Annotated in this window: 15 protein-coding genes, 1 tRNA gene and 1 pseudogene; 14 read left to right on the top strand and 3 right to left on the bottom strand. The window is 61.2% G+C overall.

The window, feature by feature from the left end; genetic code table 11:
* Positions 1-302 precede the first annotated feature (302 nt).
* Positions 303-422 (bottom strand): annotated as a pseudogene (locus M5G17_RS05880) (Arm DNA-binding domain-containing protein); the annotation flags it as partial.
* A 197-nt stretch (positions 423-619) separates the two neighbouring features.
* Positions 620-704: transfer RNA gene (locus M5G17_RS05885), tRNA-Leu, on the bottom strand.
* Positions 705-812: 108 nt separating this feature from the next.
* Between M5G17_RS05885 and queA the strand changes: the two genes are divergently transcribed.
* The 6 genes from queA (at position 813) to M5G17_RS05915 (ending at position 6,894) form a co-directional block, all read left to right on the top strand.
* On the top strand, positions 813-1,862 hold the full coding sequence (gene queA / locus M5G17_RS05890) for a tRNA preQ1(34) S-adenosylmethionine ribosyltransferase-isomerase QueA (protein WP_273892066.1): 1,050 nt from the start codon (positions 813-815) through the stop codon (positions 1,860-1,862).
* Positions 1,863-1,876: 14 nt separating this feature from the next.
* Positions 1,877-2,992 (top strand): tRNA guanosine(34) transglycosylase Tgt, encoded by a 1,116-nt coding sequence (gene tgt, locus M5G17_RS05895; protein ID WP_213604480.1) that lies wholly within the window; start codon positions 1,877-1,879, stop codon positions 2,990-2,992.
* A gap of 47 nt (positions 2,993-3,039) precedes the next feature.
* The gene (gene yajC, locus M5G17_RS05900) at positions 3,040-3,375 is read left to right on the top strand and encodes a preprotein translocase subunit YajC (RefSeq protein WP_010223473.1); all 336 of its coding nucleotides are present in this window, start codon (positions 3,040-3,042) and stop codon (positions 3,373-3,375) included.
* A 63-nt stretch (positions 3,376-3,438) separates the two neighbouring features.
* Positions 3,439-5,304 (top strand): protein translocase subunit SecD, encoded by a 1,866-nt coding sequence (secD, locus tag M5G17_RS05905; RefSeq protein ID WP_273892067.1) that lies wholly within the window; start codon positions 3,439-3,441, stop codon positions 5,302-5,304.
* Between the two features lie 9 nt (positions 5,305-5,313).
* Positions 5,314-6,225, top strand: a complete 912-nt coding sequence (gene secF, locus M5G17_RS05910; RefSeq protein WP_273892068.1) for a protein translocase subunit SecF — start codon at positions 5,314-5,316, stop codon at positions 6,223-6,225.
* 120 nt (positions 6,226-6,345) lie between these two features.
* A complete protein-coding gene (locus tag M5G17_RS05915; protein ID WP_115088646.1) occupies positions 6,346-6,894 on the top strand; it encodes a glycine zipper 2TM domain-containing protein in 549 nt (182 codons plus the stop codon).
* A 132-nt stretch (positions 6,895-7,026) separates the two neighbouring features.
* On the opposite strand, the gene suhB is transcribed toward M5G17_RS05915, so the two are convergent.
* Positions 7,027-7,845, bottom strand: a complete 819-nt coding sequence (gene suhB / locus M5G17_RS05920; protein ID WP_130263201.1) for a type III secretion system regulator SuhB — start codon at positions 7,843-7,845, stop codon at positions 7,027-7,029.
* Positions 7,846-7,995: 150 nt separating this feature from the next.
* Between suhB and trmJ the strand changes: the two genes are divergently transcribed.
* From trmJ to hscA, 8 genes are all read left to right on the top strand, one after another.
* On the top strand, positions 7,996-8,769 hold the full coding sequence (trmJ, locus tag M5G17_RS05925; protein WP_273892069.1) for a tRNA (cytosine(32)/uridine(32)-2'-O)-methyltransferase TrmJ: 774 nt from the start codon (positions 7,996-7,998) through the stop codon (positions 8,767-8,769).
* Entirely contained in the window at positions 8,770-9,552 is a 783-nt protein-coding gene (gene cysE / locus M5G17_RS05930; RefSeq protein ID WP_273892070.1) for a serine O-acetyltransferase, read from the top strand.
* 152 nt (positions 9,553-9,704) lie between these two features.
* Positions 9,705-10,196 (top strand): Fe-S cluster assembly transcriptional regulator IscR, encoded by a 492-nt coding sequence (gene iscR / locus M5G17_RS05935; protein WP_036993915.1) that lies wholly within the window; start codon positions 9,705-9,707, stop codon positions 10,194-10,196.
* Positions 10,197-10,238: 42 nt separating this feature from the next.
* A complete protein-coding gene (locus tag M5G17_RS05940; protein WP_273892071.1) occupies positions 10,239-11,453 on the top strand; it encodes an IscS subfamily cysteine desulfurase in 1,215 nt (404 codons plus the stop codon).
* A 46-nt stretch (positions 11,454-11,499) separates the two neighbouring features.
* On the top strand, positions 11,500-11,886 hold the full coding sequence (gene iscU / locus M5G17_RS05945; RefSeq protein ID WP_002552476.1) for a Fe-S cluster assembly scaffold IscU: 387 nt from the start codon (positions 11,500-11,502) through the stop codon (positions 11,884-11,886).
* A 28-nt stretch (positions 11,887-11,914) separates the two neighbouring features.
* Entirely contained in the window at positions 11,915-12,238 is a 324-nt protein-coding gene (gene iscA / locus M5G17_RS05950) for an iron-sulfur cluster assembly protein IscA (protein WP_010223463.1), read from the top strand.
* 8 nt (positions 12,239-12,246) lie between these two features.
* Entirely contained in the window at positions 12,247-12,768 is a 522-nt protein-coding gene (gene hscB, locus M5G17_RS05955; protein WP_045196206.1) for a co-chaperone HscB, read from the top strand.
* A gap of 42 nt (positions 12,769-12,810) precedes the next feature.
* Positions 12,811-14,673, top strand: coding sequence for a Fe-S protein assembly chaperone HscA (hscA, locus tag M5G17_RS05960; protein WP_273892072.1), 1,863 nt, complete (start codon positions 12,811-12,813; stop codon positions 14,671-14,673).
* The last annotated feature ends 2 nt before the right edge of the window (positions 14,674-14,675 follow it).

The raw sequence follows: 14,675 nt of genomic DNA on the forward strand, positions 1-14,675 counted from the left end.
GGTAGGGGTTTTGTCTTTTCCGGCTGCAAGCTATAAGCCACAAGCCACAAGCCACAAGCCACAAGCCACAAGCCACAAGCAAGAGCAGACCGCGATCGGCTCTTGCTTGTGGCTTGTGGCTTGTGGCTTATAGCTTGAAGCTTATGGCTCATAGAACCTTCATCCGTGCCGCTGGGGTCGTCCAGCTCGCCGAATCCAGGTCGAGCTCGCCCCAGGGCGCCAGTCGCTGCTCTGGGCGTTGTAGCTCTGCAGCGGGCCGCTGGCCGATCACAGGGGAAATGTCTGACTCCAGATACTGCAATGCCTTCGAATCGGTAGCAGACGCACCACAGCTTGCTGCCAAGGCATAAGCAGTGAGCATCAGACATGCGATACGGCTTGTCGCGGGGTTTGGCGGTGCGGATGGCAGTGTCGGTGAGCACCGCGGCGATTCCCTTGCAGTTGCCTGAGCGCGCTTGGGGCGGTCAGTATGTGAGTAAATTTCAAAACCGAACTCGCCCCACTCACGTACTTTTGAGCTTACAAGGGAACCACTGGAACGATAGGCACAAAAAAACCGGCTCAGTGGCCGGTTTCTCTGGGTCTGAAGGTCTGGTAGAGACAATCAGATACTGCTATTTGGTGCCCCGAGGGAGACTCGAACTCCCACTCCTTTCGAAAACGGATTTTGAATCCGCCGCGTCTACCAATTCCGCCATCAGGGCTTGTGGCGGCGAAGTATAGAGAGACGTTTACCGTTGGTCAATCAGCTTTCATGGTCAATTTTCATCGTATCGGCTAAACTTTGCAGCCCTGTCGAACCGAACACCATCATGCGCGTCGCCGATTTCTCCTTTGAGCTCCCTGATTCCCTGATCGCTCGCCATCCTTTGGCGCAGCGCCATAGCAGCCGGCTGCTGACCCTCGACGGGCCAAGCGGTGCGCTGGCGCATCGTCAATTCACCGACTTGCTCGAGCATCTGCGCCCGGGCGATCTGATGGTGTTCAACAATACCCGGGTAATTCCGGCACGTCTGTTCGGCCAGAAGGCCAGCGGCGGCAAGCTGGAAATCCTCGTTGAGCGCGTGCTCGACAGCCATCGGGTGCTGGCCCACGTGCGTTCGAGCAAGTCACCCAAGCCGGGGGCGCAGATCGTCATCGATGGTGGGGGCGAGGCTGAAGTGCTCGCCCGTCACGACACGCTGTTCGAACTGCGCTTCGCCGAAGAGGTATTGCCGCTGCTCGATCGCGTCGGTCACATGCCGCTGCCGCCGTACATCGACCGTCCGGACGAGGGCGCCGATCGCGAGCGTTACCAGACGGTGTACGCCGAGCGCGCTGGCGCCGTGGCTGCGCCGACCGCCGGCCTGCACTTCGATGAAGAGCTGCTGGGCAAGATCGCCGCCAAGGGTGTGGAAACCGCCTTCGTCACCCTGCATGTCGGCGCTGGCACGTTCCAGCCAGTGCGGGTCGAGCGCATCGAAGACCACCACATGCATAAAGAGTGGCTGGAGGTTGGCCAGGATGTGGTCGATGCCGTGGCCGCTTGCCGTGCCCGTGGCGGGCGGGTGATTGCCGTGGGTACCACCAGCGTGCGCTCGCTGGAGAGCGCTGCCCGTGATGGCGTGCTCAAGGCGTTCAGCGGCGACACCGACATCTTTATCTTCCCGGGCCGGCCGTTCCACGTGGTCGATGCCCTGGTGACCAACTTCCACCTGCCTGAATCCACGCTGCTGATGCTGGTTTCGGCCTTCGCTGGTTACCCCGAGACCATGGCTGCCTACGCGGCAGCAGTCGACAACGGGTACCGCTTCTTCAGTTACGGTGATGCCATGTTCATCACCCGCAATCCGGCGCCACGCGGCCCCGAGGATCAAGCATGAGTCGCACCTGTCGTATGTCCTTCGAATTGCTCGCCACCGACGGTAAGGCCCGTCGCGGCCGCCTGACGTTCCCTCGTGGCGTGGTCGAGACCCCGGCATTCATGCCGGTGGGCACCTATGGCACGGTCAAGGGCATGCTGCCGCGTGACATCGAGGCCATCGGCGCGCACATGATCCTCGGCAACACCTTCCACCTGTGGCTGCGCCCGGGCACCGAGGTGATCAAGGCCCATGGCGACCTGCACGACTTCATGAAGTGGCAGGGTCCGATCCTCACCGACTCCGGTGGTTTCCAGGTGTTCAGCCTGGGCGCCATGCGCAAGATCCGCGAAGAGGGCGTGACGTTCGCCTCGCCGGTTGATGGTTCCAAGGTGTTCATGGGCCCGGAAGAGTCGATGCAGGTTCAGCGCGACCTGGGTTCGGACGTGGTGATGATCTTCGACGAATGCACTCCGTACCCGGCCGATGAAGACGTTGCCCGGGTGTCCATGGAGCTTTCCTTGCGCTGGGCCCAGCGTTCAAAGAACGCTCATGGCGACAGCACTGCGGCGCTGTTCGGCATCGTCCAGGGCGGCATGCACGAGAACCTGCGCATGCGCTCGCTCGAAGGCCTGGAAAAGATCGGCTTCGATGGCCTGGCCATTGGCGGCCTGTCGGTGGGCGAGCCCAAGCACGAAATGATCAAAGTACTGGACTACCTGCCAGGACGCATGCCGGCTGACAAACCTCGTTACCTTATGGGGGTAGGCAAGCCGGAAGATCTCGTTGAGGGTGTGCGCCGCGGCGTCGACATGTTCGATTGCGTGATGCCCACGCGCAACGCGCGCAACGGCCATCTGTTTGTCGATACCGGCGTGCTGAAGATCCGTAACGCGTTCCATCGCCATGATGATTCGCCCCTGGACGCGACCTGCGATTGCTATACCTGCCAGAACTTCTCCCGTGCTTATCTGCATCACCTGGATAAATGCGGCGAAATGTTAGGCAGTATGTTGAATACGATCCATAACTTGCGTCATTACCAGCGCTTGATGGCTGGTTTACGCGAGGCTATTCAACAAGGTACATTGGCCGTCTTTGTCGATGCCTTTTACGCCAAGCGCGGGCTGCCTGTGCCGCCCTTGGACTGATGTATTGTCGATCCCTTACAAGTACTGATTTGCAACTGGAGTGCTAAATGAGCTTTTTGATCCCTGCCGCATACGCGGACGCTGCTGCCCCAGCCGCCGGCCCAGCCGGTACTGGCTTCGAGTGGATTTTCCTGGTCGGTTTCCTGGTCATCTTCTACCTGATGATCTGGCGCCCGCAGGCCAAACGTGCCAAAGAGCAGAAGAACCTGCTGAGCAACCTGCAAAAAGGTGACGAAGTTGTTACCAACGGCGGCATCGCCGGCAAGATCGTCAAAGTTGCCGACGACTTCGTGGTTCTGGAAGTGTCCGACAACGTTGAGCTGAAGTTCCAGAAGGGCGCCGTAGCCGCGACCCTGCCTAAAGGCACGCTCAAAGCGATCTAAGTTTCAGTTTTTTACCAATCGACGGGGCGCGCAAGGCGCCCCGCGTCTTGAACGGGCGGCGTGATGCTGAACAAATACCCTCTGTGGAAATACGCACTGATCCTGGTGGTACTGGCGATCGGTTTTATTTATTCCGCTCCCAACCTCTACCCTGATGATCCGGCCGTTCAGGTCAGCGGTGCCAGTACTGCACTGCAGGTCACTCAGGCTGATCTGGACCGCGTGAGCAAAGCGCTCAACGAGTCCGGTATCCAGGTCAAGGCCGCAAGCCTTGGCGAGAAGGGCAAGGTTGGCCTGGTGCGCCTGACCAAGCAGGAAGACCAACTGCCAGCCAAGGATGTAGTGCGCAAGGCACTGGGCGACGACTATGTAGTAGCGCTCAACCTGGCCCCTACCACCCCGCAATGGTTGCGTAACCTGGGTGCAAGCCCGATGAAGCTGGGCCTGGACCTTTCCGGTGGTGTGCACTTCCTGCTCGAAGTGGACATGGACAAGGCCATGGCGGCCCGCCTGAAAGTCTACGAAGGCGAAGTCAAAAGCCTGCTGCGCAAAGAGCGTGTGCGCTACCGCAGCCTGCCGCAACAAGATGGCGGCATTCAGCTGGGCTTCTCCGATGATGCTTCCCGCGAACAGGCCCGTAGCCTGATCCGCAAGAATTTCAATGATTTCGAGTTGACCACCACCGAGCGCAATGGCCTGTCCGTGCTGCGCCTGGCGATTACCCCGGCCAAGGTCGCGGAAATCCGTGAATACTCGATCAAGCAGAACCTGACCACGGTACGTAACCGCGTCAACGAGCTGGGTGTGGCCGAGCCACTGGTTCAGCGCCAGGGCGCCAACCGCATCGTGGTTGAGCTGCCAGGCGTGCAGGACACCGCCGAAGCCAAGCGTATCCTCGGCAAGACCGCCAACCTCGAGTTCCGCCTGGGTGCAGAGCCGGGTGCCTCGAAAGCCACCACCGAAACCTTCGAGTTCCGTGAGGGCGGTCGTTCGGCTCCGGTCGAGCGTGGCCTGATCATCACCGGTGACCAAGTCACCGACGCCCAGGCCAGCTTTGACGAGCAGGGTCGCCCGCAAGTGAACATCCGTCTGGATGGTCATGGCGGCGAGTTGATGAGCCGCGCCACCCGCAGCAACGTCGGTCGCAGCATGGCGGTGATTTTCATCGAGCAGCGTCCAACCACTCGCTATGTCAAGCAGATGGTCGACGGCGTCGAGAAAGACGTTGCCGTGCAAACCTTCACCGAAGAGAAGAAAATCATCAGCCTGGCGACCATTCAGTCGCCACTGGGCAGTCAGTTCCGTATCACCGGCCTGAACGGTCAGGGCGAATCTTCGGAACTGGCCCTGCTGCTGCGTGCCGGTGGCCTGGCGGCGCCGATGTACTTCGCTGAAGAGCGCACCATTGGCCCAAGCCTGGGTGCCGACAACATCACCAAGGGTATCGATGCATCCCTGTGGGGCATGCTGTTCGTCTCGCTGTTCATCATGGCCATCTACCGCTTCTTCGGCCTGATCGCCACCATCGCCCTGGCCGGTAACATGGTCATGCTGCTGGCGCTGATGTCCTTGCTGGGTGCGACGCTGACCCTGCCAGGTATCGCCGGTATCGTTCTGACCATGGGTATGGCCGTGGACGCCAACGTGCTGATCTTCTCGCGGATTCGCGAAGAGCTGGCCAATGGCATGTCGGTGCAACGTGCCATCCACGAAGGTTTCAACCGTGCCTACACGGCGATTGTCGATGCCAACCTGACCACCTTGCTGGTCGGCGGCATCCTCTTCGCCATGGGTACCGGGCCGGTCAAGGGCTTCGCGGTTACCATGTCCCTCGGGATTTTCACCTCGATGTTCACTGCCGTCATGGTTACCCGCGCAATGGTCAACCTGACCTGCGGCGGGCGTGATATCAAGAAGCTGTGGGTTTAAGGGGCTGCCATGTTACGTACCATCAACTTCATGGGTGTGCGCAACCTTGCGTTCGGCATCACCCTGCTTCTGACTGTGCTGGCTTTGTTCAGCTGGTTCTACAAAGGCCTCAACTTCGGTCTGGACTTCACCGGCGGTACGCTCATCGAGCTGACCTACGAGCGTCCGGCCAACCTTGGCGAAGTGCGCGAGGAGCTGGTCAAGGCCGGCTTCCAGGATGCCGTGGTGCAGAGCTTCGGTGCCACCACCGACCTGCTGGTGCGCATGCCGGGCGATGATCCGCTGCTGGGCAACCGTGTCTCCGAGGCGCTGCAAAAGGTCAGCACCGATAACCCGGCCGTGGTCAAGCGTGTCGAGTTCGTTGGCCCGCAGGTGGGTGAAGAGCTGCGCGACCAGGGCGGTCTGGGCATGCTGCTGGCCCTGGGCGGCATCATGATCTACCTGGCCTTCCGCTTTCAGTGGAAGTTCGCCCTGGGTGCGATTCTGTCGCTGATCCACGACGTGGTCGTGACCATGGGTATCCTCTCGTTCTTCCAGATCACCTTCGACCTGACGGTGCTGGCGGCGGTACTGGCGATCATCGGTTACTCGCTCAACGACACCATCGTCGTGTTCGACCGGGTCCGTGAGAACTTCCGGGTACTGCGCAAGGCTTCGTTGATCGAGAACATCAATATCTCGACCACCCAGACCCTGCTGCGTACTGTCGCGACCTCGGTATCGACCTTGCTGGCCATCGCCGCACTGCTGTTCTTCGGTGGCGACAACCTGTGGGGCTTCTCCCTGGCGCTGTTCATAGGTGTCATGGCTGGTACCTACTCGTCGATCTACATCGCCAACGTGGTGCTGATCTGGCTGAACCTGAACAGCGAAGACCTGATCCCGACGGTGAAAGCCGAGGGTGTGGACGAGCGTCCGTAAGGGTTTTTCCCACATTGCTGGTCGTACAAAAGGGCGCGAGTGTTGAACTCGCGCCTTTTTTTATGCTCCAAGGCAGGGAGAAGGCGGGCTGTGTCCCGCAGGTACGATCAGGAGGTTCACGTGAACAAGTCGATGCTGGTGGGTGCGGTTCTGGGTGCTGTCGGTGTAACCGCCGGAGGTGCTGTTGCCACCTACAGCCTGGTCAAGGGTGGGCCGGAGTACGCCGAGGTGCTGGCGGTGCAGCCGGTCAAACAGACCGTCAAGACCCCACGAGAAGTGTGCAAGGATGTCACGGTGACGCGTCAGGCACCGGTGAAGGATCAGCACCAGATTGCCGGTACCGTGGTCGGTGCGTTGGCAGGCGGCTTGCTGGGTAATCAGATTGGTGGCGGTACCGGCAAGAAGATCGCTACCGTGGCCGGTGCGGTCGGTGGTGGCTATGCCGGCAACAAGGTGCAGGAGGGCATGCAGGAGCGTGATACCTATACCACCACGCAAACCCGCTGCAACACGGTCAACGACCTGAGCGAGAAGGTCGTCGGGTATGACGTGAAGTATTCGATCGGCGACAAGGTCGGTCAGGTGCGCATGGACCGTGACCCGGGCTCGCAGATTCCGCTGGATAAAGAAGGCAAGCTGGTACTGAGCCAGGCTCAGCCCGGTCAGTAAGCACCCCGGTAGGAGCGGGCTTGCCCCGCGATTGCGATCTGTCAGTCGCATCGCATCGCGGGGCAAGCCCGCTCCCACAAAAGCCCATAAAAAAAGCACCTCGAAAGGTGCTTTTTTGTACTCGATCGAAACTCAGCGTTTGATCGAAGCAGGCAGGTGCGGCTGGATAGCCGTCAGAACAGCCTTGAAGCATTTGGTGTTGCCGGCAACGATGTGGCCCTTCTCGAGGAAGTCGTGGCCGCCGGTGAAGTCGCTCACCAGGCCGCCTGCTTCCTGGATCAGCAGCACGCCGGCAGCCATGTCCCATTCCGACAGGCCCGATTCCCAGAAGGCATCGAAACGACCGGCGGCAACATAGGCCAGGTCCAGGCTGGCAGCACCGGCGCGGCGGATGCCGGCGGTCTGGCCAACCAAGGCGCGGAACATGCCCAGGTAGTTGTCCAGATCGGCCAACTGGTTGTCGCGGAACGGGAAGCCGGTACCCAGCAGGGCGCCTTCCAGGCTGGTGCGCGAGCTGACGCGCAGGCGGCGGCCGTTGAGTTGGGCGCCACGGCCACGGCTGGCGGTGAATTCTTCCTGGCGGACAGGGTCCAGCACCACGGCGTGCTCAAGGCGGCCACGGTATTTGCAGGCAATGCTGACGGCGAAGTGTGGAACGCCACGCAGGAAGTTGGTGGTACCGTCCAGTGGGTCGATGATCCACTCGTAGTCCTTGCCTTCTTCGCCGCTGCCGGCATGCAGGCCAGTCTCTTCACCACGGATAGTGTGGTTCGGGTATGCCTTGCGCAGGGCGTCGACGATCATTTTCTCGGCGGCGCGATCAACCTCGGAGACGTAGTCTTTGGCGTCCTTCTCATCAACCTTGATGGTATCCAGGCGTTCGATGGAGCGGAAAATCAGTTCACTGGCGCTGCGAGCGGCGCGCAGCGCGATATTCAGCATAGGCTGCATGGGCGTTTCACCTGGGGATGTTAAAGAATAAAGCCGCATATTCTAGCAGAAAACTTTCTTCGCAGAAGTGTGAGATTTGCTTTCATGGCGTTACGCTGGTCGCTTCTGTAAGATTTACTCCCCCTTTCCCGCGTCTGTGAGCACTTCGCCTTGCTGCAAAATATTCGTGTTGTTCTGGTCAATACCAGCCACCCCGGCAACATCGGCGGCGCTGCGCGTGCCATGAAAAACATGGGCTTGTCGCGCCTGGTGCTGGTCGATCCGCAGGACTTCCCTTCGCCTGAGGCCGATGCCCGTGCGTCGGGTGCCGATGACGTGCTGGCCAGCGCCCAAGTGGTCGCCACCCTCGAAGAGGCGTTGGTCGGTTGCAATCTGGTGTTTGGCACCAGTGCCCGCGAGCGGCGTATCCCCTGGCCGCTGGTCGATCCGCGCGAGTGCGCCAGCAAGGTCATTGAGCATGCCACTCAGGGCGAGGAGATTGCCCTGGTGTTTGGTCGTGAGCACGCCGGCCTCACCAACGAAGAGCTGCAGCGTTGTCACTTCCATGTGCACATTCCCTCGAACCCGGACTTCAGCTCGCTGAACCTCGGTGCTGCGGTCCAGGTCCTGGTCTATGAAGTGCGCATGGCCTGGCTGGCGCTGGAAGGGCAGTCGTCGCAGGCGGAAAAAACCGACGTGGCCTCGGTGCGCAGCAGCGAACTGGCGACCATGGATGAAATGGAGCTGTTCTACGAGCACCTGGAAAAGACCCTGGTTGATATCGGCTTTCTTGATCCAGAAAAACCCAAGCACCTGATGCCGCGCCTGCGCCGGCTGTATGGGCGTAGCTCGGTCGATCGTTCGGAAATGAGTATTTTGCGCGGCATTCTTACGGAAACCCAGAAAGCGGCCCGTGGCGAACCGCATAAGCGGAAGGATCAATAGATGTTCGAGCGTCTGCGTGAAGATATCCAGAGCGTTTTCCACCGTGACCCGGCGGCGCGCAATGCCTTTGAAGTGCTGACCTGCTATCCGGGCATGCATGCGATCTGGCTGCATCGCGCGGCGCATGCCTTGTGGGTGAGGGATTGGAAATGGCTGGCGCGGTTGGTGTCGAACTTCGGCCGCTGGCTGACCGGTATCGAGATTCACCCGGGGGCCAAGGTTGGCCGGCGCTTCTTCATCGACCATGGCATGGGTATTGTCATCGGCGAAACCGCCGAGATCGGCGACGACGTGACGCTGTATCAGGGCGTGACCCTGGGTGGCACCACCTGGAACAAGGGCAAGCGCCATCCGACCCTGGAAGACGGGGTGGTGGTGGGCGCCGGGGCCAAGGTGCTGGGCCCGTTCACCGTCGGTGCCGGGGCCAAGATCGGCTCTAACGCAGTGGTCACCAAAGCCGTGCCTGCAGGGGCCACGGCCGTGGGTATCCCGGGGCGGGTCATCGTCAAAACCGATGCTGAGGTGGAAGCCAAGCGCAAGGCCATGGCCGAGAAAATCGGCTTCGATGCCTATGGTGTCAGCGAAGACATGCCCGACCCGGTCGCCCGCGCCATTGGTCAACTGCTCGATCATCTGCAGGCCGTCGACGGCCGCCTGGAAGACATGTGCGGCGCACTCAAGAACCTGGGCAGTGACTACTGCGCCAAGGAGCTGCCGGCTCTGCGCGAAGAGGACTTCGCCGAGATCAAGGACAAAGCCCGTAGCGACGCGTCGACGCATTGACAGAAGGGGCGTGCGCAAGCGCCCCTTAGTTTGCTATCATTCGGCCGCCCTCTTGCGGTAAACCCGACTAAAGCACTAGGTCTTATAGTTGACTTAAATGCTCGGGAATAGCATACTCGCTCCCATTCCGAAACCCGTGGTACCTACTAGCCATGCGACTGACTACAAAAGGCCGATACGCCGTGACCGCCATGCTCGACCTGGCGTTGCACGCGCAGAATGGGCCGGTGTCTCTGGCCGACATTTCCGAGCGCCAAGGCATCTCCCTCTCTTATCTGGAGCAGCTGTTTGCAAAGCTGCGCCGTAGCAGCCTGGTTTCCAGTGTGCGCGGCCCTGGCGGCGGCTATCAGCTGTCGCGAAGCATGGAGAGCATTCAGGTCGCCCAGGTCATCGATGCGGTCAACGAATCGGTCGATGCCACGCGCTGTCAGGGGCTGGGTGATTGCCACGCTGGCGACACCTGCCTGACTCACCACTTGTGGTGTGACCTGAGCCAGCAGATTCACGAATTCCTCAGCGGCATCAGCCTGGCTGACCTTGTCACTCGCCGTGAGGTACAAGAAGTCGCCCAGCGCCAGGACCTGCGTCGTATCGCAGGCCGGGCACCGCAGCTGGACAAGATTGAGACGTCCGCCGTCGAATGACCGTTTCGACGCGCGGCGCGACCGCCTGATAGGAGATATTCAATGAAGTTGCCGATCTACCTCGATTACTCCGCGACCACCCCGGTCGATCCACGCGTTGCCCAGAAGATGAGCGACTGCCTGCTGGTCGACGGGAACTTCGGTAACCCGGCGTCGCGCTCCCACGTCTTTGGCTGGAAAGCCGAAGAAGCGGTCGAGAACGCCCGTCGTCAGGTCGCCGACCTGGTAAACGCCGACCCGCGGGAAATTGTCTGGACCAGCGGTGCAACCGAGTCCGACAACCTGGCAATCAAGGGTATCGCGCACTTCTACAGCACCAAGGGCAAGCACCTGATCACCTCCAAGATCGAGCACAAGGCTGTTCTGGACAGCACTCGTCAACTGGAGCGTGAAGGCTTCGAGGTCACCTACATCGAGCCAGGCGCCGATGGCCTGATCACTCCGGCCATGATCGAAGCGGCCCTGCGTGAAGACACCATCCTGGTGTCGATCATGCATGTGAACAACGAAATCGGCACCATCAACGACATCGCCGCCATCGGTGAGCTGACCCGTGCCCGCGGCGTCATGTTCCACGTCGACGCAGCACAGTCCACCGGCAAGGTCGAAATCGACCTGCAGAAGTTGAAAGTCGACCTGATGTCCTTCTCCGCCCACAAGACCTACGGCCCTAAAGGCATTGGCGCGCTGTACGTCAGCCGCAAGCCTCGCGTGCGCCTGGAAGCCACCATGCACGGCGGCGGTCACGAGCGCGGCATGCGTTCGGGCACCCTGGCCACCCACCAGATCGTCGGCATGGGTGAAGCCTTCGCCATCGCCAAAGAGCAGATGGCCAGCGAGAACCTGCGCATCAAGGCCCTGAGCGACCGCTTCTACAAGCAGGTCGAAGGCCTTGAAGAGCTGTACATCAACGGCAGCATGACCGCGCGCATCCCGCACAACCTGAACCTGAGCTTCAACTACGTCGAAGGCGAGTCGCTGATCATGGCGCTCAAGGACCTGGCCGTTTCGTCCGGTTCGGCCTGTACTTCGGCATCGCTCGAGCCGTCCTACGTCCTGCGCGCCCTGGGCCGCAATGACGAACTGGCGCACAGCTCGATCCGCTTCACCTTCGGCCGTTTCAGCACTGAAGAAGAAATCGACTACGCCGCGCAGAAGGTTTGCGAGGCCGTGACCAAGCTGCGCGAATTGTCGCCGCTGTGGGATATGTTCAAAGACGGCGTCGACATCTCCAAGATCGAGTGGGCTGCGCACTAAGTAGTCGCCGGCAAGAGCGGCTCTCTGATGAGGAAGGAATTGCACCATGGCATACAGTGAAAAGGTCATCGACCACTACGAAAACCCGCGTAACGTCGGCAAGATGAATGCCGAGGACCCGGATGTCGGCACCGGCATGGTCGGCGCTCCTGCGTGCGGCGACGTCATGCGCCTGCAGATCAAGGTCAACGAGCAGGGCGTCATCGAAGACGCCAAGTTCAAGACCTACGGCTGCGGTTCGGCCATCGCTTCCAGCTCCCTGGCTACCGAGTGGATGAAGGGCAAGACCCTGGACGAAGCCGAGACCATCAAGAACACCCAGCTGGCCGAAGAACTGGCCCTGCCGCCGGTGAAGATCCACTGCTCGGTACTCGCCGAGGACGCCATCAAGGCGGCCGTGCGCGATTACAAGCAGAAGAAAGGTTTGCTCTAAGGTCGCCTGTTGCAGGTAAGGAGTCTCGATGGCTATCAGCATGACAGAAGCCGCCGCCAAGCATGTGCGGCGCTCCCTCGACGGACGTGGCAAGGGTGAGGGTATTCGCCTTGGCGTGCGCACCACTGGCTGCTCGGGCCTGGCCTATGTGCTGGAGTTCGTCGATCAGCCGGACAGCGAAGACCTGGTCTTCGAAAGCCATGGCGAGAAGGTGATCATCGATCCGAAAAGCCTGACGTACCTCGACGGTACCGAGCTTGATTTCGTCAAGGAAGGGTTGAACGAAGGCTTCAAGTTCAACAACCCCAACGTGCGCGGTGAGTGTGGCTGCGGCGAAAGCTTCAACGTCTGAGGCTGCGCGTGGGTACTCCTTGTCATTTCGCCCTGTTTGACCTGCAACCTGGCTTCCGCCTGGACCTCGACAAGCTGGCTGTTCGCTATCGCGAGCTGGCCCGCGAGGTCCACCCGGATCGCTTCGCCGATGCATCCGAACGTGAGCAGCGCATTGCGCTGGAGCGTTCGGCTGCGCTGAACGAGGCCTACCAGACACTCAAGAGCGCGCCCCGGCGTGCCCGCTACCTGTTGGCGATCGGCGGCCATGAAGTGCCGCAGGAAGTCACCGTCCATGATCCCGAGTTCCTCCTCCAGCAGATGCAACTGCGCGAAGAGCTCGAAGACCTCCAGGACAGTGCCGACCTCGATGGCGTGGCTGTGTTCAAGCGCCGCTTGAAGGCCGCCCAGGAAGCACTCAACGAGGACTTCGCCGCCTGCTGGGATGATCCTGCGCAGCGTGAACAGGCCGAGCGCCTGATGCGCCGCATGCAGTTTCTCGACAAGCTCGCCTACGAAGTGCGCCAGCTGGAAGAGCGCCTCGACGATTAACCCGACGCTGCTTCTGGCGGCGCCTTTGGTATTCAGATAAGCATGGCCCTACTGCAGATCGCCGAACCCGGTCAGAGCCCTCAGCCGCACCAGCGTCGCCTGGCGGTTGGTATTGACCTTGGTACCACCAATTCCCTGGTTGCCGCGTTGCGCAGCGGCCGCAGCGAGCCCCTGCCCGATGCCCAGGGCCGGGTCATCCTGCCGTCCGCCGTGCGTTATCACGCCGACCACATCGACGTCGGCCAGATCGCCCGCGACGCCGCCTCCAGCGACCCGCTCAACACCGTGCTGTCGGTCAAGCGCCTGATGGGCCGTGGCCTGGCAGACGTCAAGCAACTGGGTGAGCAACTGCCTTACCGCTTTGTCGGCGGCGAGTCGCACATGCCGTTCATCGACACGGTCCAGGGCCCGAAAAGCCCGGTGGAAGTCTCGGCCGATATCCTCAAGGTGCTGCGCCAGCGCGCTGAAGAAACCCTGGGTGGCGAGCTGGTCGGCGCGGTGATCACCGTCCCGGCCTATTTCGATGACGCCCAGCGCCAGGCCACCAAGGACGCCGCGCGCCTGGCCGGGCTCAACGTGCTGCGCCTGCTCAACGAGCCAACCGCTGCTGCCGTAGCCTATGGCCTGGACCAGAATGCCGAAGGCCTGGTGGCCATCTATGACCTGGGTGGCGGTACCTTCGATATTTCGATCCTGCGCCTGACCGGCGGTGTATTTGAAGTACTGGCCACCGGTGGCGACAGTGCCTTGGGTGGTGACGACTTCGACCATGCCATTGCCAACTGGATCGTCGAGCAGGCCGGCCTGTCCTCGGACCTGGATCCAGGGGCTCAGCGTCAGCTGCTGCAAACCGCCTGCGCGGCCAAGGAAGCCTTGACCGACGCCGGTTCGGTAACCGTTGCCCATGGCACCTGGCAGGCCGAGCTAACCCGCAGCGCCTTCGACGCCCTGATCGAGCCGATGGTCGCCCGCAGCCTCAAGGCCTGCCGTCGCGCCGTGCGTGACAGCGGTGTGGAGCTTGAAGAGGTCGCTGCGGTGGTCATGGTCGGTGGTTCAACCCGCGTGCCGCGTGTGCGCGAGGCTGTAGGCGCGCTGTTTGGCCGCACGCCACTGACCGAAATCGACCCGGATCAGGTGGTCGCCATCGGCGCCGCTATCCAGGCCGATACCTTGGCTGGCAACCGCCGCGATGGTGGCGAACTGCTGTTGCTGGACGTGATTCCGCTGTCCCTGGGCCTGGAAACCATGGGCGGGCTGATGGAGAAGGTGATTCCGCGCAATACCACCATCCCGGTTGCCCGCGCCCAGGAGTTCACCACCTATAAAGACGGCCAGTCGGCCATGATGATTCACGTGCTGCAGGGCGAGCGCGAACTGATCAGTGACTGCCGCTCCTTGGCGCGTTTCGAATTGCGTGGCATTCCGGCGATGGTTGCCGGTGCTGCGAAGATCCGCGTGACCTTCCAGGTCGATGCCGACGGCCTGCTCAGTGTTTCTGCGCGTGAGCTGGGCTCGGGCGTCGAATCGAGCATCCAGGTCAAGCCGTCCTATGGCCTGACCGACGGTGAAATCGCCCGCATGCTTAAAGACTCGTTCGAGCACGCAGGTTTCGACAAGGTGGCGCGCCAGTTGCGCGAGCACCAGGTGGATGCCGAGCGCCTGCTCGAAGCGGTGCAGGGCGCGTTGGACGCCGATGGCGAGCGACTGTTGGATGCCGAAGAGCGTCTGGCGATCGAGCAACAGATGCAAGACTTGCGTGATTTGATCAACGGCACCGATGGCGCGGCCATCGAGCAGCAGACCAAGCGTCTGTCGCAGGTGACCGATGCCTTTGCCGCCCGTCGCCTTGATTCGACGGTAAAAGCCGCTTTGGCCGGGCGCAACCTGAATGAGATCGAGGAATAACT

The sequence above is a fragment of the Pseudomonas rubra genome (genome assembly GCF_028656935.1).
Taxonomy (GTDB): domain Bacteria; phylum Pseudomonadota; class Gammaproteobacteria; order Pseudomonadales; family Pseudomonadaceae; genus Aquipseudomonas; species Aquipseudomonas rubra.

What these genes read in the sequence shown, in the direction of transcription:
- queA (WP_273892066.1), top strand. Translation starts at nt 813, where the DNA reads ATGCGCGTCGCCGATTTCTCCTTTGAGCTCCCTGATTCCCTGATCGCT.
- tgt (WP_213604480.1), top strand. Translation starts at nt 1,877, where the DNA reads ATGTCCTTCGAATTGCTCGCCACCGACGGTAAGGCCCGTCGCGGCCGC.
- yajC (WP_010223473.1), top strand. Translation starts at nt 3,040, where the DNA reads ATGAGCTTTTTGATCCCTGCCGCATACGCGGACGCTGCTGCCCCAGCC.
- secD (WP_273892067.1), top strand. Translation starts at nt 3,439, where the DNA reads ATGCTGAACAAATACCCTCTGTGGAAATACGCACTGATCCTGGTGGTA.
- secF (WP_273892068.1), top strand. Translation starts at nt 5,314, where the DNA reads ATGTTACGTACCATCAACTTCATGGGTGTGCGCAACCTTGCGTTCGGC.
- suhB (WP_130263201.1), bottom strand. Translation starts at nt 7,845, where the DNA reads ATGCAGCCTATGCTGAATATCGCGCTGCGCGCCGCTCGCAGCGCCAGT.
- cysE (WP_273892070.1), top strand. Translation starts at nt 8,770, where the DNA reads ATGTTCGAGCGTCTGCGTGAAGATATCCAGAGCGTTTTCCACCGTGAC.
- iscR (WP_036993915.1), top strand. Translation starts at nt 9,705, where the DNA reads ATGCGACTGACTACAAAAGGCCGATACGCCGTGACCGCCATGCTCGAC.
- M5G17_RS05940 (WP_273892071.1), top strand. Translation starts at nt 10,239, where the DNA reads ATGAAGTTGCCGATCTACCTCGATTACTCCGCGACCACCCCGGTCGAT.
- iscU (WP_002552476.1), top strand. Translation starts at nt 11,500, where the DNA reads ATGGCATACAGTGAAAAGGTCATCGACCACTACGAAAACCCGCGTAAC.
- iscA (WP_010223463.1), top strand. Translation starts at nt 11,915, where the DNA reads ATGGCTATCAGCATGACAGAAGCCGCCGCCAAGCATGTGCGGCGCTCC.
- hscA (WP_273892072.1), top strand. Translation starts at nt 12,811, where the DNA reads ATGGCCCTACTGCAGATCGCCGAACCCGGTCAGAGCCCTCAGCCGCAC.